Raw genomic sequence first — 23,472 nt, 5'->3', positions numbered from 1 at the left:
GTCCTTCGTCAAGGCATCCCTGTCGGTTTTGGGGTGATTGGGGCTTGCTGGGGTCATGCGGCGAGTGCAACGTCCGGGGGTGTGCGGGATTCGTAGAAGGTGCCGTCTCGGAGCATGGCGAACAGGACGCTGATGCGTTGGCGAGCGAGGCGGAGGAGGGCCTGGGTGTGGGTTTTGCCGCGGGCGCGTTGCTTGTCGTAGTAGGTGCGGGAGGCGGGATCGGCGTTCATGCAGGCGAAGGCGGAGAGGAACATGGCGCGTTTGAGCTGGCGGTTTCCGCCTCGGGGTGCGTGTTCGCCGTGGATCGAGGTCCCCGATGACCTCGTGGTCGGGGCGAGGCCGGCGTAGGAGGCGAGGTGGGCGGCGCTCGGGAAGCTGGTGCCGTCGCCGACGGTGACCAGCAGGACGGCGGCGGTCCTGACGCCGACGCCGGGCATCGACGTCAGGACCGGGGAAAGAGGGTGAGCCTCCAGCAGGGCGTTGATCTGGGCTTCCAGGGCCCGGCGCTGGGTGTGGACGGTGGCCAGGGAGGCGGCCAGGGTGGGGATCACGATGTCGAGGGTGCCGGTGCCCGGGACGACGACGGTCTGCTCGTCCAGGGCGGTGAAGACGTCGTCGATGAGCCGGGTGGCCATGCGCGGGGCCTTGGGGCGGATCACCTCCACCAGCCTGCGGCGTCCGGCCTTGCGCAGGGCTGCGGGAGAGCCGTAACGCTCCAGCAGCCAGGTGACGGCGGGGTGGTCCAGGCGGGGCCCGAGGACGCGTTCGAGGCTGGGGTGGAATTGGGTGAGCAGGCCGCGTATCCGGTTGCTGGTGCGGGTGGCCTCGGCCGCGAGGTCCTGGTCGAAGCCCACCAGCACGGTCAGCTCGGCGGTGATCTCGTCGGTGAGCTCCAGCGAGCGCAGGGTGTGCGGCATGGTGCGGGCTGCGTCCGCGATCACCGCGGCGTCCTTGGCATCCGTCTTGGCCTCGCCCGGATACAGATCCGCGATCCGGCGCATGGCCAGTCCCGGCAGGTAGGCGGCCTGGCAGCCCGCGTCCCGGGCGACGGTGAGGGGGAGGGCGCCGATGGAGGCGGGCTGGTCCACGATCACCAGGACGGTGCCGAACTTCGCGGTCAGCTTGTCGAAGACGGCCCGCAGTTTCGGCTCGCTGTTGGGCAGCTGCTTGTCGAAGACCTTCTTGCCGGCCGGGGTCAGCCCGTGCCCGTGATGGGCACTCTTGCCGACGTCCAGGCCGAGGAACACGCCCACGTCTTCGGTGTCGAACATCGCGCCCTTCCAAGGGAGTTGAACGTGCTGGCCTTGGCAGTGGTGTCGTACGCGCGCATCCACGTTATGCAGACCTGTCGCCCGCGAGCTGTCCGGCATTGCGCCGGACCGGGCGGTGGCCGGACCTCTGATCAGCGTCTCCGACGGCACCTCCCGGGCCCGGTGACACCACCCCCCCCAGGTCATCCGTTCGACAGGGGGCAAAAGTCATGCCGGGCCCGGAGGCCAGCGGCCCTCTTGCAGGACCGCGGAAAACATAACGGGGGACTGCGGATGTGTGGGCTGCGGTGGTCGGTCAGAGGTGATGCCCCGGTGGGCGCGGGGCGCGGGGCGCGGGGCGCGGGAGCGCGGTGGGGTGCCCTGCTCGTGGATGCGGTCGGCGAGGTCGTCATCCGTGAGGCTTTGGAGAGCGGCAGCGGGGCGCGGTGGCGGTGGAGAACGCCGATATGGGACTGCCTCCCGGTGGGGAGTCGGGAGGCAGTCGGTGGGGGTGGTCAGCCGTTGCGGGGGCTGGGGAAGGCTGTGGGTCTCACTTCGTCGCGGAGGGTGGGGCTGCCCGCTGTCGGCTGGGTCGGCATTTGCGTGGGCATCTGGGTCGGCACTTGCGCGGGCATCTGGGGCGGCATGGAGCGGGCGGCCGGGACCGTGGGGATACCGGAGCCGACATTGACCGTACGGGTGCCCTGGGGCTCTGTCGTGCGCTCGGTCTCCGTGGCGGCGGCCTGGGCGGCTTGGGCGGCCTGGGCGGCGGCGCGGCGGGCGCCGTAGCGGCGGTGCACCGCTTGTTTGGTCACCCCCAGGGCCGAGCCCACCGCGTCCCATGAGAAGCCGAGCGAACGGTCGAAGTCCACGGCCGCCGTGACCAGGGTCTCGACACTGTCCCGCAGCTCCTGGGCGAGGCGGACGGTCGGGGCGGGGGCGCGTCCGTAGACGACGAAGCCCGTGGAGGGGCCGGAGCGGCGCGGGCGGTAGACGTTGCCCAACTGGGCGGTCAGCGTGCGCAGTGCGTCCACCTGCCGGCGGACCCGCTCGATGTCCCGCACCAGCAAGTGCAGGCTGGCCCGAGCCTGGGCGTCGTGGGTTGCGTGGTCGGCCATGAACAAGCCTCTCGAACCGGCGTTGAAAAGGATGTGCCGCGAATGCGGCCCGTGATGGTCAACTCTTTGTGGTCAACTCTTTCTTGACCAACGCGGATTCGCTCCGCTGGTAACGGGGTGGGGGCGTGGGGGCATATGCGCGGGGCGCGTGGGGGAGGGTGCGCCCCCGCCTGCGGCTGGGCTTGCCGGGTTTGCCCACCCGCGCACCACCCGTGCGAGTCGGCTGACAAGTGCGGGTTTCCCGTGGGGGTGCGCCGTCGTTGGCGGCTGCGGGCAGCCGATCGTGGGGAGCGGGCGTCTGTTGGAGCCGTGGCCGTGGCTGTATCCGGGGCCGGGGCCGAGGCCAGGGCCGGGCAACAGTCCAGGGGCAGGGGCAGGGGCAGGGGCAGGGGCAGGGGCTGGGGCAGGGCGTGGGGTCGGGCGCGCTGCGGGAAGCAGGTGACGGGCATAGGACTGCGGGCCATGAGCAACAAGCGGGGTGCGGGGGTCGGTGCGTGGGTTGTGGGTCGTGGGGGTCGGCGAGGGGTGTGGGTCGCGAGGCTCAGCAAGGTGGGGTGTGGTTGCAAGGGCCGGCAAGCGGAGTATGGGTCGGCAAGCGGAGTGTGGGTCGTGTGGGGGCGGTAGTGGGGCTTGGGCCTGGGGTTGGCAGTCGTGGGTGCGGGGGATGAGTGGGGGTTGGGGCAGGGGTTGGGTGGGGGAGGGGTGTCGGGGGCGGGTGGTTGTGCCCGGGCGTTGGTTGGGGAGTTGGGGGCCATAGACTGGGGCGTTGTCCCGCATGGCGTGTGCGGGGGTGTACGAACTTCCGTCCGAGAGGCCGACAGTCACTGATGAGGCTTGTCTTCGCTGGTACCCCCGAGGTCGCGGTTCCCGCTCTCGACGCCTTGGTGGCGTCGGGGCGGCATGAGGTGGTGGCTGTGGTGACGCGGCCGGACGCGCCGGCCGGACGGGGGCGGCGGCTGGTCGCGAGTCCCGTGGCGCAGCGGGCGGAGGAGGCCGGTATCGAGGTGCTGAAGCCGAACCGGCCCCGCGACGAGGAGTTCCTCGCACGGCTTCGGGAGATCGGGCCCGACTGCTGTCCGGTCGTCGCGTACGGGGCCCTGCTGCCGCGGGTCGCGCTCGATGTGCCTGCTCATGGATGGGTCAATCTGCACTTCTCGCTGCTGCCGGCCTGGCGCGGTGCCGCGCCCGTGCAGCACGCGATCATGGCGGGGGACGAGATCACGGGGGCGTCCACGTTCCTCATCGAGGAGGGGCTCGACTCCGGGCCGGTGTACGGGACCGTCACGGAGGAGGTCCGGCCGACCGATACCAGTGGGGATCTGCTGACCCGCCTCGCCTTCGCGGGGGCCGGGCTGCTCGCCGCCACCATGGACGGGATCGAGGACGGGACGCTGAAGCCGGTGCCACAGCCCGCCGAGGGGATCACCCTCGCGCCGAAGATCACCGTTGAGGACGCCCAGATCGACTGGGCCGCGCCCGCACTCCGCGTCGACCGGGTGGTGCGCGGCTGCACACCCGCGCCGGGTGCCTGGACCACGTTCCGCGGGGAACGGCTGAAGCTCATCCACGTCGTGCCGGTGCCCGAGCGGACCGATCTCGCGCCGGGTGCGCTGGAGGTCGGCAAGAACAACGTGTACGTCGGGACCGGCTCGTACGCCGTGGAGCTGCTCTGGGTGCAGGCGCAGGGCAAGAAGCCGATGCGGGCCGCCGACTGGGCGCGCGGCGTGCGGATCACCTCCGGTGAGTCCGTCGGGAACTAGGCGTTCGGACTGCCCGTCGGTTTCCGATGAGGTTCACGCCGGCTCGTTCCGATGACGTTCACGCCGGTTCGTTCCCGTGAGGCACACGCCCGCGAGGCCCGCATTGGTTCGTTCCCGTGAAACACACGCCGGTTCGCTTCGATGACGTTCACGCCGGGGCTCGTCCGAGGCCCGCGCCGGAACCCATCGCGGCGCTCGGCGCGCCCCTGCCGCGGCGTACGCTGGTCATGGCATCGCATCCCATATCCGGAGCACCTTTTTCGTGAGTGAGCAGTCCCGTTCTCCCCGTAAGCCGGGGAAGCCGTACCGTCGCCCCCAGAAGGACCCCGTCCGCATGCTCGCCTTCGAGGTGTTGCGGGCCGTGGACGAGAGGGACGCGTACGCGAACCTCGTTCTGCCGTCGCTGCTGCGCAGGGCCCGGGAGAAGGAGGGGCCCGACAAGTTCGACGGGCGGGACGCGGCGCTGGCGACCGAGCTGGTGTACGGGACGCTGCGGCGGCAGGGGACGTACGACGCGGTCATCGCGGAGTGCGTGGACCGGCCGTTGAGCGAGGTCGACCCGCCGGTGCTGGATGTGCTGAGCCTCGGTGTGCATCAGCTGCTGGGCACGCGGATCCCGACGCACGCGGCGGTGTCCGCCTCCGTCGACCTCGCGCGGGTCGTGCTCGGGGACGGGCGTGCCAAGTTCGTGAACGCCGTGCTGCGCAAGGTCGCGCAGGACGATCTCGACGGGTGGTTGCGGCGCGTCGCGCCGCCTTACGACGACGACCCCGAGGACCATCTCGCCGTCGTGCACTCGCACCCCCGGTGGATCGTGTCCGCGCTGTGGGACTCGCTCGGCGGCGGGCGGGCAGGCATCGAGGAACTGCTCGAAGCCGACAACGAGCGGCCCGAGGTGACCCTGGTCGCCCGGCCGGGGCGGGCCACCACCGAGGAACTGCTCCGGGAGGAGTCCGCGGTGGCGGGGCGCTGGTCGCCGTACGCCGTGCGGCTCGCCGAGGGCGGGGAGCCGGGTGCCGTGGACGCCGTACGCGAAGGCCGTGCGGGTGTCCAGGACGAGGGCAGTCAGCTTGTGGCACTCGCCCTCGCGAACGCGCCGCTCGACGGCCCCGACAAGGCCTGGCTCGACGGGTGCGCCGGGCCCGGTGGCAAGGCCGCGCTGCTCGCCGCTCTGGCCGCCGAACGCGGGGCCGTACTCCTCGCCTCCGAGAAGCAGCCGCACCGGGCCGGGCTGGTCGCCAGGGCGCTCGACGGCAACCCCGGGCCGTATCAGGTGATCGCCGCGGACGGGACGCGTCCGCCGTGGCGGCCGGGTGCCTTCGACCGGGTGCTCATGGATGTGCCCTGTACGGGGCTGGGGGCGTTGCGGCGCCGGCCGGAGGCCCGCTGGCGGCGCCGGCCCGAGGACCTGGAAGGCTTCGCGCCGATTCAGCGGGCGCTGCTGCGGACCGCGCTGGAGTCCGTACGGGTCGGGGGCGTCGTCGGTTACGCGACCTGTTCGCCGCACCTCGCCGAGACCCGCGCGGTCGTCGAGGACGTGCTCAAGCAGTACGGCGACGCGGCGGACGTCATCGACGCGAGGCCGCTGCTGCCGGGTGTACCGGAGCTGGGCGAGGGACCCGATGTGCAGCTGTGGCCGCATCTGCACGGGACGGACGCGATGTACCTGGCGCTGATCCGCCGTACCGCCTGAGCGATCGCGGTCGCGATCGCCGTGGTCGGCACCCTGGCCCTCGGTGTGCAGCCGCCGCTGCCCCACTCCCGTTCCGCCGCCTCGTCACTCCCGTTCCGCCGCCTCCTCGGGGTCCTTGCCGTCCTCCTCCTCGTCCTTGGGGTCTTCCGGCAGGTAGTCGTCGGCGAGTTCGCGTACGTCGACGTCCGATGAGGAGCGGATGGCCCGGCGCCACTCCTCCATGAGGGCGGTGTCGCCGATGTCGCCGAGGAGCATGCCCAGGCCGTTCATCGAGAAGACGTCCTCCACCTCGTCCTCGTCGCTGAGGGTCTCGGTGACCAAGGGGGCGAGATCGTCGTAGAAGTCGGTCGTCCGGCCGAGGGCGCGCAGGATCTCGCGGCCCCAGATGCTCGCCTTGTTGACGCCCAGGCAGCAGTCGTAGAGCTCCGGGAGCAGGGCGCGGACCAGGTGTGGGTGGTCCGCGCCCACGTCGCGCAGCAGGTCCAGCACGCTCAGGACGTTCCTGCCCCTGCGGAGATCCTTCCTGAGTGCCGACGCCAGGTCCGCCGCCAGGGCCCGGTCCCTGGCAGCCGCGCGCTTCTCCTCCGCCTCGCGGAGTGCCTGCTCGGCGAGGCGGACCTCGTGACTCGCCTCCATGCAGCGGGCCCACAGAAGGTCCGGATCACCCTTCTCCAGGACGTCTTCCAGTTTGTCCACGATGTTGTCGAACCAGCTCACCGGCCCCCCTAGACCCCAGTACGTCACTGTCGGACGACGTTTCATACCACTGAGCCGGTCCCGGGGTTGTCCTCCTCACGCGCCAACCGGTGCGGCCACCACACCTTCGGGCCCACGTCCAGGAACAGGGCGGTGACCAGGACGGACCGTACGACGAAGGTGTCGAGGAGGACGCCGAGGGCGACCGCGAAGCCGATCTCGGCGAAGGCGACCATGGGCAGGGTGCCGAGGGCGGCGAACGTGCCGGCCAGGACGAGGCCCGCCGAGGTGATCACCGCACCCGTCGCCGCCAGGCCCGTCACCACGCCCCGGCGGGTGCCCTGGTGGGCGGCCTCCTCGCGGATGCGGGTGGTCAGGAAGATGTTGTAGTCGATGCCCAGGGCGACCAGGAATACGAAGACGAAGAGCGGGAAGTCCGTCGACTCGCCCGCGTAGTCGAAGAGATACCGGAAGGCGAGCGCGCTGATGCCCAGCGCGGCGGTGAAGGACAGGATCACCGTCCCGATCAGCAGCAGCGGGGCGATCAGGGCGCGGAGCAGGGCACCGAGGATCAGCAGGACCACGACCAGCACCAGCGGAATGATCAGTAGGTTGTCGTGGGTCGTCGCCTCGTCCATGTCCAGCAGGGCCGCCGTACCGCCGCCCACTTGGGCGTCGGCGTCCGGTACCGAGTGGACGGCGTCCCGGACCCGCTCCACGGTGTCCTTCGCGGCCTCGCTGTCGGCCGGGTCGGACATGGTCGCCTCGAACAGGACCTTGCCGTCGTGGGCGGGTTTCGTACCCGGTGGCAGGCCGAGCGAGTCCGGTACGACCCCGGAGGTGTCGGCGACCACGCGGCCCACCTCGCGGGCCTGTGCCTGGTCGCTGATGATCACGAGGGGGTCGCCGCTGCCCGCCGGGAAATAGCGCGCGGAGACCTCCTGGCCGACGATCGAGTCGGGTGTGCCGGTGAAGGCGTCCGCGTTGTCGATGCCCTCGGCGCGCAGCTGGATCAGGCCCAGCGAGAGCAGCGCGAGAACGACGGCCGTGGCCGCCCAGATCTTCCGCGGACGGCGGGCGATGCCACGGCCCATGCGGGCCCAGACGCCGCGCTCGGTCGGGTCGACCGTGCCGAAGTGCGGGACGACCGGCCAGAAGATCCAGCGGCCGAAGATCACCAGTAGGGCCGGGAAGAGCGTCATCATCGCCAGCAGGGCGACCGCGACGCCGATGGCCGCCACCGGGCCCAGACCGCTCGTCGAGTTCATCTCGGCGACCAGCAGCACCAGCATGCTCAGGACGACGGTGGCGCCGGAGGCGAGGACCGCCGGGCCCGCCCGGTGCAGGGCGAGGGCCATCGCCTCGTGACGGTCCTCGTGCCGGCGCAGCTCCTCCCGGTAGCGGGCGACCAGCAGGAGGGCGTAGTCGGTGCCCGCGCCGAAGACGAGCACGGTGAGGATGCCCGCGCTCTGCCCGTTGACGGTCAGGCCGGCGTGTTCCGCCAGCAGATAGATCAGGGCCTGGGCCGTGAACAGGGCGACGACCACCGCGAGCAACGGCACCAGGAGGAGCGTCGGACTGCGGTAGGTGAACAGGAGCATGACGATGACGACGCCCATCGCGGACAGCAGCAGAGTGGAGTCGATGCCCTCGAAGGCCTCCGAGAAGTCGGCGCTCGTACCGCCGGGACCCGTGATGTGCACGGCGAGACCACCACGGCTCTCACCCACGTCCTCCCGGATCGAGTCGACGGCGGGCGCGATCCGCTCCCATCCCTTCTCGTCCATCGTGATCGGCACCTGGACCTGGGCGGCCCTCGGGTCGGTCGCACGGTCGTAGACGGGGCCACGGGTCTGCGCGCCGATGATTCCGTGGTCGCGCAGCTGTCCGAGCTCCCGTACGTCCTCCTCGATCCGCGACCGGTCCCCGTCCGTGAGGCCGCTCTCGCGGGCGTAGACGACCACCGCCGGGATCTGCTCCGGCCGGAAGCCCTCGGAGACCTCCAGGACCTGGGTGGACTCGGCCGAGCCGGGCAGCCAGGACGCCGCGTCATTGTCCTGGGCGTCGGTGAGTTTCGACGCGAACGGCGCCGCGATGAACAGCACCACCAGCCACAGCACCAGCACGGCCCACTTGGCGCGTCGCCCGCAGACGAGGTGTGCGACGCCCCGCCCGCCGCCCGTCGGTGCGATGCCCCGGCCGCCGCCCGTCGGTGTTTCCTGCCCGGTCTCCGTCATGGCCGCTCCCGCAGCGGTGCCCGGCGAGAGGCGAGGGGCTCCGACCTGTGCGGCTCGGCGGGGGCGCGTTCAGCCGTGGACGGCCCGGAGTCCGCGTACGACCACCTCCACCGGGGACCGATGCCCGCGAACCCTGTTCGCCATGGGAGGCTTGGTACATGGCCGCGAAGATCAACCCCAGCATTCTGTCCGCCGACTTCGCCCGCCTCGCCGACGAGGCGAAGGCGGTCGAAGGGGCCGACTGGCTCCATGTGGACGTGATGGACAACCATTTCGTCCCGAACCTCACGCTCGGTGTGCCGGTCGTGGAGTCCCTGGCCCGTGCGACGGAGACGCCGCTGGACTGCCATCTGATGATCGAGGCCCCCGATCGCTGGGCGCCCCAGTACGTGGAAGCGGGTGCCGGTTCCGTCACCTTCCATGCCGAGGCGGCAGCCGCACCGGTGCGGCTCGCCCGCGAGATCCGGGCCAAGGGGGCCAGGGCCTCCATGGCGCTCAAGCCCGCGACGCCGATCGAACCGTTCGAGGACCTGCTGCCCGAACTCGACATGGTGCTGATCATGACGGTCGAACCGGGCTTCGGAGGCCAGGCCTTCCTCGACATCATGCTCCCCAAGATCCGCCGCACTCGCGAGTTGATCAGCAAGCACGGCCTGGACCTGTGGCTCCAGGTCGACGGCGGCGTCGCCGAGTCCACCATCGAGCGCTGCGCCGAGGCGGGCGCCGACGTCTTCGTCGCCGGTTCCGCGGTGTACGGGGCCGAGGACCCGGCCGAGGCGGTCTGCGCGCTGCGCGCCCAGGCGGACGCCGCCACGGCGACCGCCGCCTGGGCCTGCCAGCATTGAGTCAGGGGGTGCGAGCGTGCGATCGCTGGGGCGATCGAGGCAGGTCAGGCGACCACAGGGCCAAGGGAACGTGAACGGCGTTCCTTCCGGCTGATCGAAAACGCCGGATCTGCAAGGATGAACGGCGTATCCATGTGTGAAGAGCAGTGAGGAGATGGCCGTGTCGGGTATGTCGGCGGGCCGGTCAGCCATGCGGATGGGACCCGCTGAGCTGGTTCAGGCGGCAGCCATGGCTCGCCGCTTCTACCTCGAGGGCAAGTCCAAGATCCAGATCGCCGAGGAGTTCGGCGTGAGCCGCTTCAAGGTGGCCCGTGTCCTGGAGACCGCCCTCGAACGGGATCTCGTACGCATCGAGATCCGCGTCCCCGCCGAGCTGGACGCCGAGCGCTCCGACGCCCTGCGCGCCCGCTACGGCCTCAGGCACGCCGTGGTCGTCGAGTCCCCGGCCGACGCCGAGGAGTCGCCCGACCCGGAGAACCTCGGCGAGGTCGCCGCGGACCTCCTCGGCGAACTGGTCAACGAGGGCGACGTCCTGGGCCTCGCCTGGGGCCGCTCCACCATCCACATGGCGGCGGCCCTCGACCGGCTGCCGCCGTGCACCGTGGTGCAGTTGACGGGTGTGTACGACGCCGGGACCGCCGAACGCGGCTCGGTCGAGGCGGTACGGCGGGCCGCGCAGGTCTCGGGCGGCGACGCCCACCCCATCTACGCGCCGATGCTGCTGCCGGACGCGGCCACCGCGGCGGCGCTGCGCAACCAGACCGGGATCGCCCGGGCCTTCGAGTACTTCGACAAGGTCACGGTCGCCTGTGTCTCCATCGGCTCCTGGGAGGCCGGCATCTCCACGGTGCACGACATGCTCAGCGACGAGGAGCGGGCTCACTACGCCTCCCTCGGTGTCGCCGCCGAGATGTCCGCGCACCTCTTCGACGCCGAGGGCCGCCGGGTCGGGCGCGATCTCGGCGAGCGGTGCATCACCGTCAAGGCCGACCAGTTGCGCCGGGTCCCCGAGGTCGTCGCGATCGCGGGCGGCCAGCGCAAGGCCGCCGCCATCGACGCCGTACTGCGCTCGGGCCTGGTCACCAGCCTCGTCACCGACACCTCGGCGGCGGACTACCTGCTGACGGCCGGTCAGACCCCGCGCCCCGCGCTCAACCGGGCCGACCCGGACGGTCCCTGACACGGTCCGACGGGGTCCGCGGGGCCTGACGGGGGCGACGAGCCGAACAGGGGCGGTCGCGGCGGCATCGGCCAGGTGCTGCGGCGGACCGCCCCTCGCGCATTCGGGGGGCGGGCGGCTTCGCCGGTGCTTGCGGCGGGTGGCTTCGCCAGTGCTTGCGGCGGGTGGGCCGCTGCCCTTGTGTTTTCGGCGGGCGGGCGGCTTGGCCAGTGCCTTCGGCGGGTGGGCCGCTCCATCAGTGTCTGCGGCGGTGGGCCGCTCCCCTCGTGCCCGTCGGTCGGGCCCCTCTCTCGTGCGTTCGGCGTGCTCGCGTTGTCACGGGGCGGTACGGCGGGATGTACTACAGCGGTGATCACTACGAGCCGTACAGGGCGGTGTTCGAGATGAGCGACGGCGCGCTCTCCGAGGTGCTGGACGCCGGGGGCTGGGTCTACATCGAGCTGGACCTGGGCGGGGTCATGGACAAGCCCGCCTTCATGGACCGCTGCGCCCGCGCCCTCGGCCTGCCCGACTACTTCGGCCGCAACTGGGACGCCCTCGCCGACTGCCTCGCCGACCTGTCGTGGGCCCCGCCCGCACGGGGATGGCTGGTCATGGTCACCGGGTGGCGGGAGTTCGCCCTGGCCGTGCCGAACGACTGGAGCATCGCGCAGGAGGTGTTCGCCGAGGCCGAGGAGCGCTGGAGCGGCACGGAGAGCGAACTGCGGGTGGTGCTGGCGCTGGGAGGGGGCTCCTGACGCCGAGGGCCGACATGACGCCGAGGGCCGGCATATGGCCAGGCACATCCTGACGGCTTCCGAAACATCGTTCGGAGGATCCTCCGAGGGCGGCGACGGGTCCTCTGGATGATCCGTCGGGGCCGCTCGTAGCCGCCCACATGGGACAATGAAGTACGTGCTCTTCCCCTTGGCGGTCCTGCCAGGGGGTCACCTCTGAACGACTGGGATGTGCGGCACGTGCGTTTCCTCAATGACATCCAGCCCGCGTACGACCTGACGTACGACGACGTCTTCATGGTCCCGAGCCGCAGTGCCGTCGGATCGCGGCAGGGCGTCGACCTGACCTCCCCGGACGGCACGGGCACCACCATCCCGCTCGTCGTGGCCAACATGACCGCCATCGCCGGTCGGCGCATGGCCGAGACGGTTGCCCGGCGCGGCGGCCTCGTGGTCATTCCGCAGGACATCCCGATCGAGGTCGTCACCGACGTCATCTCCTGGGTCAAGAGCCGCCACCTCGTGCTCGACACCCCGATCGTGCTCACCCCGCACCAGACGGTCGCCGACGCGCTGGCCCTGCTGCCGAAGCGGGCGCACAACGCGGGCGTCGTCGTCGACGAGGAGCGCCGCCCGGTGGGTGTCGTCACCGACCAGGACCTGACCGGCGTCGACCGCTTCACCCAGCTCGAAGTCGTCATGTCCAAGGACCTGTTGCTCCTCGACGCGGACATCGACCCCCGCGAGGCCTTCAACCGCCTCGACCACGCCAACCGCCGCTACGCGCCCGCCGTCGACAAGGACGGCCGCCTCGCCGGCATCCTCACCCGCAAGGGCGCCCTGCGCGCCACGCTCTACACCCCGGCCGTCGACGCGAACGGCAGGCTGCGCATAGCCGCCGCCGTCGGCATCAACGGTGATTTCGAGAGCAAGGCCGAGCAACTGCTCGCCTCCGGCGTCGACACGCTCGTCATCGACACCGCGCACGGCCACCAGGAGTCGATGATCAACGCGATCAAGCTGGTCCGCGATCTCGACCCCCGGGTACCGATCGTCGCGGGCAACATCGTCGCCGCCGACGGCGTCCGGGATCTGATCGAGGCGGGCGCCGACATCGTCAAGGTCGGGGTCGGCCCGGGTGCCATGTGTACGACGCGGATGATGACCGGGGTCGGACGGCCGCAGTTCTCCGCCGTACTGGAGTGCGCGGCCGAGGCCAAGAAGTACGGCAAGAACGTGTGGGCCGACGGTGGCGTGCGGCACCCGCGTGACGTCGCCATGGCGCTGGCCGCCGGCGCGTCGAACGTCATGATCGGGTCGTGGTTCGCCGGGACGTACGAGTCCCCGGGCGACCTTCAGCAGGACGCCGGTGGGCGGTTCTACAAGGAATCGTTCGGGATGGCCTCCGCGCGGGCCGTTCGTAACCGTACGAGCGAGGAGTCCGCGTACGACCGGGCCCGTAAGGCGCTGTTCGAGGAGGGCATTTCGACCTCGCGCATGTTCCTCGATCCGGCTCGGCCGGGAGTCGAGGACCTGATCGACTCGATCATCGCCGGGGTTCGGTCCTCGTGCACCTACGCCGGCGCGGCCTCCCTGGAGGAGTTCGCCGAGAAGGCGGTCGTCGGCATCCAGAGCGCGGCCGGCTACGCGGAGGGCAAGCCGCTGCACGCCAGCTGGAGCTGACGCCCAACGCCCCCTTGTGCGGCCCCCGTTGACCCGTTCGCCGGGAAATTCGGGGGCCGTTGCGTATGCGCGGGCTCTACCGTCGGGACATGGAGATCACCGCCTGTACGGCCCCCGATGTCGTGCTGCTCGACCGGTACATGGGCTCGCCCGGCCGCACCTCGTTCCACGCCCGGCGGTTCGCACGCCAGGAGGCGGGGCAGTGCACGTATCTCGTCGCCTGGCTGGACGGGCGGCCGGTCGGGCACACGGAGATGCGCTGGATCGGCTGCGCGGACCCCGAGGTGCGGGCCGCGCGTCCCGACTGCCCGGAGATCGGCGGTCTCGCCGTCCGGCCCGAGGAACTGCGCTCGCGTGGTATCGGCACCGCGCTGGTGCGCGCCGCCGAGGACCTGGCCCGGGAACGCGGCCTGACGGTCGTCGGCATCGGGGTCGCCAAGGACAATCCGCGGGCGGCTGTCCTCTACGCCCGGCTCGGCTATCGGGCCCTGACCGACTATCTCGACCGCTACTCGTACGAGGACGTCGACGGCATGATCCGCGAATGCGTCGACCCCTGCGTGTTCCTCGTCAAAGAACTCCTCCGAGTCGAAGAACCCCTCTGAACAGCCCCGCGCAACGGTCGAAAGCCGTCGTGCAACGAACACCCGTGCAGGACCGAGGAACGCAATGATCTTGCGGCGATGCGCAAGGTTGCTGCATTACAAGGGCAACGCCGTTCCTCATAGGCTGTCGCCTCGTACGTCTCGTACGTCTCGTACGTGGCGTGCGGGGACCCCGCTCGGTGGGTCCCTGCTCGCAGGGGTGCCGTCGGTTCCCGCCGCCCCGATCGGCAGCGACAAGGAGCCGGCGCGTGCTCGACCCAGGCGCCCCCCCCGCAGAACCCAGGCCAGACCGCCGCCCCCGCATCCCCCGGCGTCGGGGCGCGCCTCATGCGTCGCAAGCCCGTGGAACACCTGGTCGCGGAGGGCGGCCAGGGTGAGGGAGGGTCGCTCGGACGCTCCCTCGGTCTGTGGCAGCTCACCATGATCAGCATCGGTGCCGCCCTCGGCACCGGCATCTTCGTCGTCTTCGGTGACGCCGTCCCGGAGGCCGGCCCCGCGGTCACCCCGGCGTTCGTGATCGCCGGTCCCACGGCGCTGTTCTCGGCCCTGTCGTACGCCGAGCCGGCGGGCACCATCCCGGTCGCCGGCTCCTCGCCCATCGTATGCGTACGCAACGATGGGCGAGCTGGTCGCCTGGGTCTGCGGCTGGTGTCTGGTGTTGGAGCACGGCGTGTCGGTGGCCGCCGTCGCCGTCGGCTGGGGCGAGTACCTGGACGAGCTGCTGAACGGCACGATCGGTGTGACCGTCCCGGCCGTCCTGTCCTCGGCACCGGGTGAGGGCGGGATCATCGACCTGCCCGCGCTGGTCGTCGTCCTGCCGGCGACCCGAGTCGGAACGCACCTTCAGGGTGCCGTTCGGGCCGGTGCTGTCGGTGCTGGGCTTCCTGTTCTGCGCGTACAACATGTTCGGCCTCGATACCGTCACCTGGGTCGTCTTCGGGTTCTGGATGGCCGCCGGTCTCGTGTTCTACTTCCTGTACGGCTATCGCCGTTCCCGTCTCGCGACGCTGGGAGTCGCGGCGGACGAAGCTCTCGCGACACCAGAAGTGAAGTGAACCACCCGCAGTGCTGAACGATCTCGACGAACGCATCGTGCACGCCCTCGCCGAGGACGCCCGCCGCTCCTTCTCCGACATCGGCCAACTCGTCGGCCTGTCCGCGCCCGCGGTGAAGCGCCGCGTGGACCGGCTGCGGGCGACCGGAGCGATCAAGGGGTTCACCGTTCGGGTGGACCCCGCCGCGCTCGGGTGGGAGACCGAGGGGTTCGTCGAGATCTACTGCCGGCGGAACACCTCGCCGGAGACCATACAGCGGGGGCTGGAGCGGTATCAGGAGGTCGTCGCGGCGTCCACCGTCACCGGCGAAGCCGACGCTGTTGTGCAGGTGTTCGCCTCGGACATGCGGCACTTCGAGCGGGTGCTCGAGCGGATTGCCGGGGAGCCCTTTGTCGAGCGGACGAAGTCCGTGCTCGTGCTGTCGCCTTTGGTGCGACGGTTTTCGAGCGGGACGCCCGCCTGAGAGTTCGGGGCCGGACGCTTTTCGGCGGCTGCGGGTTCGTTGTGGCCGGTCGCGCCGCCGACGCGGCGGTAGCCGCAAATCGATGGGGCCTCGCCCCTTTTTGGGTGGCGGCGGTCAAAGTGGTGCTCCTACCATCGGTCCCATGACCTGGCGACATTGATCCACCAGTCGTGCCTCCCGAGGGCCGCCTCGGGCGTCGTGTGTTCGACGTCCGAATCGCTCCTGCGGGAAGGCCTCATGACTCTTTCACCTGCGCGTTTGCCCGGCGCCGGGCCCACCGGGACCAGCGGTGTCCGGCGGCTTGCGGTCACGCTGTACGGTTACGCGTTCCTCGATGACTTCGTGTTGCTCTACCCGGTGTACGCGCTGCTGTTCAGCGACACCGGGCTGTCGATCTGGCAGGTCTCGTCGCTGTTCGCCCTGTGGTCGATCACCGGGATCGTGCTGGAGGTGCCGTCCGGCGCCTGGGCCGATGCCGTTTCCCGGCGGTTGCTGCTGTGGCTGGGGCCGCTGCTCACCGCCGTCGGGTTCGCCCTGTGGGTGATCGTGCCGTCGTACGGGGCCTTCGCCCTCGGCTTCGTGCTCTGGGGCGTACGCGGAGCGCTCGGCTCCGGTTCGCTGGAGGCACTGGTGTACGACGAGTTGGACCGGCTCGGCGCGGCCGACCGGTACGCACGGGTGATCGGCCGGGCCCAGGCGGTCGGCATGGTCGCCGTGATGGCGGCGATGGGGCTGGCCGGTCCCGTGCTCGACTTCGGCGGCTACCCGGCCGTGGGCGCGGCGAGCGTGCTGGTCTGTGTGCTGACCGCGGCTGTGGCCACCCGGTTTCCGGAGCGCCGGGAGAAGGCGGCCCGGAGCGGTGAGCGGGTCACCACCCTCATCACCCTGCGGACCGGGCTCGTCGAGGCCCGCCGTGACCGTTCCGTACGCGGCGCCCTGTTGCTCGTACCGGCCGTCGGCGCGGTGTGGGGCGCCCTCGACGAGTACACGCCCCTGCTGGTCCGGGACACCGGGGTGGCCGACCGGACAGTGCCCCTGCTGCTTCTGCTGATCTACGCGGGCCCCACGATCGGGAGCCTGCTGACCGGAGTGGGGGAGCGGCTCGGCAGGGCCGGGCTGGGGGGCGTGCTCGCCGGGTCGGCACTGGCCATGGCCGTCGGCGCGATGGCCGGCAACCCGGTCGGCGTCGCTCTCGTGGGCGTCGCCTTCGGCGGCTTCCAGTTCGTCGACGTTCTGGCCGACGCCCGGCTGCAGGACCGTATCGAGGGCCCTCGCCGGGCCACCCTCACCTCGGTCGCGAGCATGGGGACGGAGTTGGCCACGGTCGCGGTCTTCGGTGCGTATGCGCTGGTCGCCGCGTCTCATGCCCACGGCACCGCGTTCGCCCTGTTTGCGGTGCCCTATCTGGTGACGGCGCTGGTGCGGGTGAACAGACGCTGGTGCGGGTGAACGGAGGCGCCTGAAGGGCTGGGGCGCGGGACGGCGCGCGGCTGCGGGTTCGTGGTGGCTTGCCGCGCCGTGCCGTTCCTCGCGCCCCTCACGGGGCGTTGTCGGGAGGCGGCGCAATGAATCGCCGCCCACTCCGTTCCCTACGCAACGAACTGCCCCTCGGCGCGCAACGGCTCCTGCTTGTCCGCCCAGGTCAGCCGCTCGTACCGTCTACGTGATCCCCAATCCCCGCTTTGTCCCGGTGAGGAACACGCATGCGCATCGCCCTGCTCCAGAGCTCCGGCTGGCCCGGCTCGGTCGTCGAGAACCACAAGGTGCTCGACGAGGCCGCGGGCCGTGCCGCCGCCGCGGGGGCGGGGCTGCTGGTCGCGCCGGAGATGTTCCTGACCGGGTACGCGATCGGCGACGGCATCGGGCGGCTCGCCGAGCCCGCCGACGGCGACTCGGCCGACGCCGTCGCCGACATCGCGGGGCGGCATGACCTCGCGATCGTGTACGGGTACCCCGAGCGCGACGGCGACGTGGTCTTCAACTCCGCGCAGCTCATCTCCGCCGACGGCGCCCGCCTCGCGAACTACCGTAAGACCCACCTCTTCGGCTGCTTCGAGCGCGATCACTTCACCCCGGGCGAGCAGCCGGTCGTCCAGGCGGAGTTGGGCGGACTGACCGTCGGCCTCATGATCTGCTACGACGTCGAGTTCCCGGAGAACGTCCGCGCCCATGCCCTCGCCGGCACCGACCTCCTCGTGGTGCCCACGGCCCAGATGCACCCGTTCCAGTTCGTCGCCGAGTCGATGATCCCGGTGCGCGCCTTCGAGAACCAGATGTACGTCGCGTATGTCAACCGGGTCGGCCGGGAAGGGGAGTTCGACTTCGTCGGGCTCTCCACGCTCGCCGGGCCCGACGGAATCGCCCGCAGCCGCGCCGGACGCGACGAGGAACTCGTCCTCGCCGAGGCCGACCCGGCCCTCCTCGTGGCCTCACACGAGGCGAACCCGTACCTGAAGGACCGCCGCCCCGGCCTCTACGGGTCCCTCGCCTGATCCCCCTGCCCTTTTCCAGCCTCACCCGGCAGCTTCCGTGCAAGGAGTCCGTACCCCATGACGTCCACCGTGCCCAACGCCATCGAGCACGCAGACGAGCAGCAGCCGCCGATCACCATGTTCGGCCCGGACTTCCCGTACGCGTACGACGACTTCCTGGCCCACCCGGCCGGGCTCGGCCAGATACCGGCGACCGAGCACGGCACCGAGGTCGCGATCATCGGCGGCGGGCTCTCCGGGATCGTGGCGGCGTACGAGCTGATGAAGATGGGGCTCAAACCGGTCGTCCACGAGGCCGACCGGATCGGCGGGCGGCTGCGGACGGTCGGCTTCGAGGGGACCAACACCGAAGGTCTCACCGCCGAGATGGGCGCGATGCGTTTCCCGCCGTCCTCCACCGCCCTCCAGCACTACATCGACCTGGTGGGCCTGGAGACCCGGCCCTTTCCCAACCCCCTGGCGGAGGCGACGCCTTCGACCGTCGTCGACCTCAAGGGCGAGTCGCACTACGCCGAGACGATCGACGACCTGCCGCAGGTCTACCGCGATGTCGCCGAGGCGTGGAACAGGTGCCTCGAAGAGGGCGCCGACTTCTCCGACATGAACCGGGCCATGCGCGAGCGCGATGTCCCGCGCATCCGGGAGATCTGGGCGCGGCTCGTCGAGAAGCTCGACAACCAGACCTTCTACGGCTTCCTCTGCGACTCCGAGGCCTTCAAGTCCTTCCGCCACCGCGAGATCTTCGGCCAGGTCGGCTTCGGGACCGGGGGGTGGGACACGGACTTCCCCAACTCGATCCTGGAGATCCTGCGGGTCGTCTACACCGAGGCCGACGACCACCATCGCGGCATCGTCGGCGGCAGCCAGCAGCTCCCGCTCCGGCTCTGGGAGCGCGAGCCGGAGAAGATCGTGCACTGGCCGTACGGGACGTCCCTGAGGTCCCTGCACATGGACGGCGAACCCCGCCCCGCCGTGACCCGGCTGCACCGCACCGCCGGCAACCGGATCACCGTGACGGACGCGAACGGCGACGTCAGCACGTACGAGGCGGCCGTCTTCACCGCGCAGTCCTGGATGCTGCTGTCGAAGATCGACTGCGACGACTCGCTCTTCCCGATCGACCACTGGACGGCGATCGAGCGGACCCACTACATGGAGTCCAGCAAGCTCTTCGTGCCGGTCGACCGGCCGTTCTGGCTGGACAAGGCCGTCGACGACAGGGGAATCCCGACGGGCCGGGACGTCATGTCGATGACCCTCACCGACCGTATGACGCGCGGGACCTACCTCCTGGACGACGGTCCCGACAAGCCCGCCGTCATCTGCCTCTCCTACACCTGGTGCGACGACAGCCTGAAGTGGCTGCCGCTGTCCGCGAACGAGCGGATGGAGGTCATGCTGAAGTCGCTCGGCGAGATCTACCCGAAGGTCGACATCCGGCAGCACATCATCGGCAACCCGGTGACCGTGTCCTGGGAGAACGAGCCGTACTTCATGGGCGCGTTCAAGGCCAACCTCCCCGGCCACTACCGCTACCAGCGGCGCCTGTTCACGCACTTCATGCAGGACCGGCTCCCCGAGGACAAGCGCGGCATCTTCCTCGCCGGCGACGACATCTCCTGGACGGCCGGCTGGGCCGAGGGCGCGATCCAGACCGCCCTCAACGCCGTCTGGGGCGTCATGTACCACCTCGGCGGAACCACCGACGCGACCAACCCCGGGCCCGGCGACGTCTACGACGAGATCGCGCCGGTGGAACTCCCGGAGGACTAGGGGCTCGTCCGCGGCCCGCGCCGTCGTTCGGCTCAGACCCCGATCGCCCGGGCCGACTCGTACACCTCCGCGGCCACGTCCTTGAGTTCCTCGGCGTCGCGCAGGCCGCCCTGGAGGTCGAGGAAGATCTCGTCGAGGCCGAGTTCGGCGTGGGCCGCCAGATCCTCGGCGAGTTGGAGGGCGTTGCCCTGGAAGGGGTGGCGGTCGGTGCCCTCGTAGGCCTTGGGCTGGTACTCCGCGTTGACGCGGAGCACGGAGCGGAGCGGGCGGATGCGGCGGCGTTGGGCGGCGAGGTCGCGCAACTGGCGCCACTGGACGGCCAGTTCCTCGACGCCGAGGCCGACCGGCAGCCAGCCGTCGGCGTGGTCGACGAGTCTGCGCCGGGCTCTCGCGGTGCTCGCGGGGAGCAGGATGGGGATCGGCCGGGCGGGCTTGGGGCCGACCGCGGCGGAGGCGATCTTCGTGAGCCTCCCGTGGTACGACACCGGGTCCGGGCCCCAGACGGCCCGGCACACGCCTATCAGCTCCTCCAGCATCAGGCCGCGCTCCTCGAAGGGCCGGACGGCCGCCGCCGCGTGCTCGTCGCGGGACCAGCCGGTGCCGAGCCCCGCGACCACCCGGCCGCCGCTCGCCGAGTCCAGCGAGGCCAGGGACTTGGCGAGCTGGAACGGTACGTGCAGTGGTGCGATGAGGCTGGTGCCCAGCCGGACCCGCTCGGTGGCCGCCGCGGCCAGGGTGAGAGTGACCAGGGGCTCGGCCACGTGCCGGTACCGGTCCGGCCAGGGGAGGCCTTCGAGGCCGTACAGGCCCTGCGACGGTCGTTCCGGGACGAGGGCGCGTTCGAAGACCCAGAGACTGTCGTAGCCGATGGTCTCGGCCGTGCGCGCCACGTCGGGCACGTCCTTTCCGATGTCGTACTGCCGCATCTGGGGAAGGGCGAGCCCGAGCCGTAACGCCATGCCGTGCACTCCTCTGCGAGGTTTGTTTTCAAGTCGAACGTATAACGTTCACAACTGAGTTCGAAGGCGCCCGGGCGTGTTCGGGACGCATCCTTCCGAGTCAGTCCGGCAGTGGTGTCAGCAGCATTCGGCTCGCCAGTCCGACGGCCGCGTCCAGACGGTGGGCCAACTCCTCGGCGAGGTCCGGGAGTCCGCGCAGCGCCCACAGTGCGCGGGCCGCCGACCAGGTGGCTTCGCGGGCCCGCTCCAGGCTCCATGAGCCCAGCAGATGGGTGAGTGGATCGGCGATCTGGAGAAGATCGGGGCCCGGCATCAGCTCTTCGCGGATGTGCTCCTCCAGCGACACGAGGATGTCGCCCACACGCTCGAACTCGTCCTCCAGATCGACGGGTTCGCAGCCGAGCGTACGACAGGAGTCCACGACGGCCAGCGCGAGATCGTGCCCGATGTGCGCATTGATGCCCGCCAGCGCGAACTGCAGCGGTCGTACGCCGGGATGGCGCCGGAACTGCAGCGACGGCCGCCAGCAGGCGGGTGCGGGGCCACCCTCGGCGACCCTCAGATACCGCTCCGCGAAGCACACGTCGAGCGTGATCGCGGCCTCGGCGTCCGGGAAGCGACCGGCGTCCAGACGCCGGTCGATGGCCTCCGTGACGGTGCGGTAGACACGGTTGAAGACCGCGATCCCGTCCCGCGCGGGCAGGGCGGCGTCGAGTGCACGCATACGGGAGACGACTGTGTCCAGTGAGTCCACGGAATTGGTGAAATGTTCCAACTGCGCCATAGGGGGCAGGGTCCCAGCCCTAGGCTGACACCGGTGCCGCCGTGCCCGGCGCTTCCCCGGAACGGGGTAACGCGGGCATGACGGGAGTACCGGGAACCGAGGAGACCTCAGTCCGGGGAAGCAGGGGGGAGCACCAGGTGTCAGGCTTACGCGCGCAGCGGCTGGCCGCACGCCGGGCCGAGCGCAGGCGGGCGGTGAGGCGCAAGGCCATGGTGGTGGGCGCGGCGGCGGTGGCCGTCGTCGGCACCGTCACCGGGATGATGACCGCGTTCGGCGGCGAGCCGGGTACCGACGAGGCGAGGCCGCTGGTCAGCGGCTCACCCGGGCTCCGGCTCCGGTCGTCCGTGCCGACGCCGGACTCGCCCTCTCCCTCACGGACTTCGCCCCCGCCCTCCCCCTCCAAGTCGTCCGCCCCCTCGAAGAAGGCCGACGTGAAACCCTCGGCGGCGAAGACCGAACAGCGGACCGAGCCCGTGCCCGACGACTCCACCCGGCTCTACCGCCACCCCGACTCCCAGGTCCTCGACTGGGTCCGCGACAACCCCGACGACCCGCGCAGCGCCGTCATCGAGTCCCGCATCGCCGACCAACCGGCCGCGGTCTGGCTCACCGACCCGACGCCGGCCACCGTCACCTCCCGGGTCGCGGCCGTCGCCTCCGCCGGTGCCGCGCAGGATCAGGTTCCGGTCCTCGTGGCGTACGCGATCCCGGACCGCGACTGCGGCGGGGCCTCGCAGGGCGGGGCGTCGAGCCTGGACGCGTACGACACCTGGATCGACGCCTTCGCCGCCGGGCTGGGCTCGGACGAGGTCATCGTCATCCTGGAGCCGGACGCGATCGCCCAGTCCGACTGTCTCTCCGCCGACGCGCGGGCCGACCGTCTCACCTCGCTCGCCCGCGCCGGCCGCGTTCTGAAGGCGGCGAACCCCAAGGCCCGGGTCTACTACGACGCCGGGCACTCCGAGTGGAACACGCCGGACAAGCAGGCCACGCTGCTCCGCCTCGCGGGCGCCGCCTCGGCCGACTCCTCCGACGGCGTCTTCAGCAATGTGTCCAACTTCAACAGCACGGAAGCCGAGGTCGCGTACACCCGCGAGGTTCTGGACGCCGTGGGCGGCCCCGAAACCCTCGGCGCCGTCATCGACACCAGCCGCAACGGCAACGGCGCCCCGGTCGACGGCGCATGGTGCGACCCCGACGGGCGCGGCCTCGGCTGGTCCCCGACCCTCACCACCGGCGAGCCCCGCATCGACGCCTATCTGTGGGTGAAACTGCCGGGCGAGTCCGACGGCTGCCGGGGGAGGGCGGGGGCGTTCTCGCCGGGGTACGCGTACGAGCTGGCCAAGGGGTGAGGCGGCCCGGTGCCCGTGGTCCGTGCAGGGGCCACTGAGCGCTTGCTGACCATGGGGGTGCCTTGTGTTGTACGCGCAGGCACCCGCGTCCTCGCCCGCATGGACGCGGGCACCCTGCGACCGGCCCTCTGGACCGGCTTCCTGGACCGGCCTCTGGAACCGACTTCCTGGACCGACCGGTTCAGGGCCTTGGGTCGGGAACCGACGCGTCCGGCCGACTGACCTTCGGGCGGTCCCGGTCGCCGGCGCGCAGCACGCCCGCGAAGACGGCGAGTCCGAACGCCAGCACGGTCACCAGGCCGAACGACACGACCAGGCTGGTCAGCTGTGCGATACCGCCGATGGCGCTCGGTGCGATGAGCCCCGAGGTGTACGTGATGGTGGCGACGCCGGCGATGGCCTGGCTGGGGTTCGGCCCGCTGCGGCCGGCGGCGGCGAAGCAGAGCGGTATGACGACGGCGATGCCGAGGCCCATCAGGGCGAAGCCGGTCATGGCCACCACGGGGTTGTTCGCGACGACGATGAGCAGACCGCCGAGCGCGGCGAGGACACCGCCCGCCCGTACGGTGCGGACCGCGCCGTAGCGGTTGACCACCGCGTCGCCCACGATCCGGGCCACCGCCATGGTCAGCATGAAACCGGTGGTGGACGCCGCCGCGAGCCCCGCCGAGGTCTCCAGCTCGTCCCGCAGATAGACCGCCGACCAGTCCAGCGCCGCCCCCTCCGCGAACACCGCGCAGAACCCGACCGCGCCGATCAGCAGCGCCGACCTCGGCGGCAGCGCGAACCAGGGCGGCGGCTCCTCGTCCTC

At 71.1% G+C, this 23,472-nt stretch carries 20 protein-coding genes and 1 pseudogene; 14 read left to right on the top strand and 7 right to left on the bottom strand.

Annotated elements, in window-relative coordinates; translation table 11 throughout:
* Positions 1-53: 53 nt before the first annotated feature.
* Together STRIP9103_RS40500 and STRIP9103_RS40495 are read right to left on the bottom strand one after the other, a co-directional pair.
* Positions 54-1,271: an IS110 family RNA-guided transposase gene (locus STRIP9103_RS40500; RefSeq protein ID WP_048820914.1), complete on the bottom strand. Its 1,218-nt coding sequence runs from the start codon at positions 1,269-1,271 to the stop codon at positions 54-56.
* Between the two features lie 494 nt (positions 1,272-1,765).
* A complete protein-coding gene (locus STRIP9103_RS40495; protein WP_009338291.1) occupies positions 1,766-2,368 on the bottom strand; it encodes a hypothetical protein in 603 nt (200 codons plus the stop codon).
* 827 nt (positions 2,369-3,195) lie between these two features.
* On the opposite strand from STRIP9103_RS40495, the gene fmt reads away from it, so the two are divergent.
* Both fmt and STRIP9103_RS40485 read left to right on the top strand, forming a co-directional pair.
* Entirely contained in the window at positions 3,196-4,128 is a 933-nt protein-coding gene (fmt, locus tag STRIP9103_RS40490) for a methionyl-tRNA formyltransferase (protein WP_048821902.1), read from the top strand.
* Between the two features lie 262 nt (positions 4,129-4,390).
* Positions 4,391-5,821: an RsmB/NOP family class I SAM-dependent RNA methyltransferase gene (locus tag STRIP9103_RS40485; protein ID WP_048821901.1), complete on the top strand. Its 1,431-nt coding sequence runs from the start codon at positions 4,391-4,393 to the stop codon at positions 5,819-5,821.
* Between the two features lie 84 nt (positions 5,822-5,905).
* Here STRIP9103_RS40485 and STRIP9103_RS40480 read toward each other — a convergent pair whose 3' ends face one another.
* Entirely contained in the window at positions 5,906-6,538 is a 633-nt protein-coding gene (locus tag STRIP9103_RS40480; RefSeq protein WP_009338311.1) for a hypothetical protein, read from the bottom strand.
* Positions 6,539-6,579: 41 nt separating this feature from the next.
* Positions 6,580-8,754 (bottom strand): MMPL family transporter, encoded by a 2,175-nt coding sequence (locus tag STRIP9103_RS40475; RefSeq protein ID WP_009338263.1) that lies wholly within the window; start codon positions 8,752-8,754, stop codon positions 6,580-6,582.
* A gap of 158 nt (positions 8,755-8,912) precedes the next feature.
* On the opposite strand from STRIP9103_RS40475, the gene rpe reads away from it, so the two are divergent.
* The 11 genes and pseudogenes from rpe (at position 8,913) to STRIP9103_RS40425 (ending at position 19,566) form a co-directional block, all read left to right on the top strand.
* On the top strand, positions 8,913-9,599 hold the full coding sequence (gene rpe, locus STRIP9103_RS40470; protein WP_009338270.1) for a ribulose-phosphate 3-epimerase: 687 nt from the start codon (positions 8,913-8,915) through the stop codon (positions 9,597-9,599).
* Between the two features lie 136 nt (positions 9,600-9,735).
* A complete protein-coding gene (locus STRIP9103_RS40465; RefSeq protein WP_009338266.1) occupies positions 9,736-10,779 on the top strand; it encodes a sugar-binding transcriptional regulator in 1,044 nt (347 codons plus the stop codon).
* Between the two features lie 335 nt (positions 10,780-11,114).
* Positions 11,115-11,516, top strand: coding sequence for a barstar family protein (locus STRIP9103_RS40460; RefSeq protein WP_009338253.1), 402 nt, complete (start codon positions 11,115-11,117; stop codon positions 11,514-11,516).
* A gap of 219 nt (positions 11,517-11,735) precedes the next feature.
* Positions 11,736-13,178, top strand: coding sequence for a GuaB1 family IMP dehydrogenase-related protein (locus STRIP9103_RS40455; RefSeq protein ID WP_009338257.1), 1,443 nt, complete (start codon positions 11,736-11,738; stop codon positions 13,176-13,178).
* A 65-nt stretch (positions 13,179-13,243) separates the two neighbouring features.
* Positions 13,244-13,783, top strand: a complete 540-nt coding sequence (locus STRIP9103_RS40450; RefSeq protein WP_324605716.1) for a GNAT family N-acetyltransferase — start codon at positions 13,244-13,246, stop codon at positions 13,781-13,783.
* A gap of 261 nt (positions 13,784-14,044) precedes the next feature.
* Positions 14,045-14,651, top strand: a pseudogene (locus tag STRIP9103_RS40445) (amino acid permease); the annotation flags it as partial.
* A 4-nt stretch (positions 14,652-14,655) separates the two neighbouring features.
* Entirely contained in the window at positions 14,656-14,838 is a 183-nt protein-coding gene (locus tag STRIP9103_RS52500; protein WP_411572453.1) for an amino acid permease C-terminal domain-containing protein, read from the top strand.
* 10 nt (positions 14,839-14,848) lie between these two features.
* Entirely contained in the window at positions 14,849-15,301 is a 453-nt protein-coding gene (locus tag STRIP9103_RS40440; protein ID WP_009338301.1) for an Lrp/AsnC family transcriptional regulator, read from the top strand.
* A gap of 237 nt (positions 15,302-15,538) precedes the next feature.
* Positions 15,539-16,750, top strand: a complete 1,212-nt coding sequence (locus STRIP9103_RS40435) for an MFS transporter (protein WP_009338307.1) — start codon at positions 15,539-15,541, stop codon at positions 16,748-16,750.
* A gap of 254 nt (positions 16,751-17,004) precedes the next feature.
* A complete protein-coding gene (locus tag STRIP9103_RS40430) occupies positions 17,005-17,793 on the top strand; it encodes a carbon-nitrogen hydrolase family protein (RefSeq protein ID WP_009338282.1) in 789 nt (262 codons plus the stop codon).
* Positions 17,794-17,850: 57 nt separating this feature from the next.
* Positions 17,851-19,566, top strand: coding sequence for a flavin monoamine oxidase family protein (locus STRIP9103_RS40425; protein WP_009338297.1), 1,716 nt, complete (start codon positions 17,851-17,853; stop codon positions 19,564-19,566).
* A gap of 32 nt (positions 19,567-19,598) precedes the next feature.
* Here the strand turns inward: STRIP9103_RS40425 and STRIP9103_RS40420 are convergent, their stop codons facing one another.
* Together STRIP9103_RS40420 and STRIP9103_RS40415 are read right to left on the bottom strand one after the other, a co-directional pair.
* Positions 19,599-20,525 carry an LLM class F420-dependent oxidoreductase gene (locus STRIP9103_RS40420; protein ID WP_009338255.1) on the bottom strand — a complete coding sequence of 309 codons (927 nt, stop codon included), beginning with the start codon at positions 20,523-20,525 and terminating at the stop codon, positions 19,599-19,601.
* Between the two features lie 100 nt (positions 20,526-20,625).
* The gene (locus tag STRIP9103_RS40415; protein ID WP_009338289.1) at positions 20,626-21,309 is read right to left on the bottom strand and encodes a DUF5995 family protein; all 684 of its coding nucleotides are present in this window, start codon (positions 21,307-21,309) and stop codon (positions 20,626-20,628) included.
* Positions 21,310-21,518: 209 nt separating this feature from the next.
* On the opposite strand from STRIP9103_RS40415, the gene STRIP9103_RS40410 reads away from it, so the two are divergent.
* Positions 21,519-22,661 carry a glycoside hydrolase family 6 protein gene (locus STRIP9103_RS40410; RefSeq protein WP_009338261.1) on the top strand — a complete coding sequence of 381 codons (1,143 nt, stop codon included), beginning with the start codon at positions 21,519-21,521 and terminating at the stop codon, positions 22,659-22,661.
* A gap of 181 nt (positions 22,662-22,842) precedes the next feature.
* Here STRIP9103_RS40410 and STRIP9103_RS40405 read toward each other — a convergent pair.
* Positions 22,843-23,472: MFS transporter (locus STRIP9103_RS40405; RefSeq protein ID WP_048821899.1), on the bottom strand; the 630-nt coding region annotated here is incomplete at its 5' end.

Origin of the sequence: Streptomyces ipomoeae 91-03 (genome assembly GCF_000317595.1) — a bacterium.
Classification (GTDB): Bacteria; Actinomycetota; Actinomycetes; order Streptomycetales; family Streptomycetaceae; genus Streptomyces; species Streptomyces ipomoeae.
Note: the sequence above shows the minus strand (reverse complement) of the source record. Positions and strands in the feature narration are given on the sequence as shown.